The following is a 301-nucleotide window of genomic DNA, read 5'->3' as shown; positions in this document are numbered from 1 at the left end:
CGATGTTCAGGTCGTAGTAGTTATGAGCCGACCATCGGGGGTCGGCTCGGTGACGGCGTGCCGGACGAAGTCCTTGATCAGCGAATCCTTGACGCCGAATACGCTGTCCCTCTCCAGGTAGTCACTGCCCGCAACTAAGATGTGCGTCATCAGAGCTCGCTTGCCCGGCGCGGAGACCATGACGTGCAGGTACGGGTCTCGTACCGGTGCGCGCCCCGCCGCCTCGAGAAGTCTGCCGACCGGGCCGCCGGGCGGAATCGGATACTGCGTCGTCGTGAGGCCCCCGAACCGTGAGTTACCC

At 64.5% G+C, this 301-nt stretch carries 1 protein-coding gene; it reads right to left on the bottom strand.

Annotation, left to right across the window (positions count from 1 at the left end; all coding sequences use genetic code 11):
- Positions 1-6: 6 nt before the first annotated feature.
- Positions 7-301 (bottom strand): peptidase associated/transthyretin-like domain-containing protein (locus FVP33_RS19175; protein ID WP_484140800.1); only part of this gene is annotated, 295 nt, incomplete at its 5' end.

The sequence above is a fragment of the Lacisediminihabitans profunda genome (genome assembly GCF_008040105.1).
In the GTDB taxonomy this organism is placed as follows: Bacteria; Actinomycetota; Actinomycetes; order Actinomycetales; family Microbacteriaceae; genus Lacisediminihabitans; species Lacisediminihabitans profunda.
The sequence above is the reverse complement of the archived record's forward strand: the minus strand, read 5'-3'. Positions and strand labels throughout refer to the sequence as shown.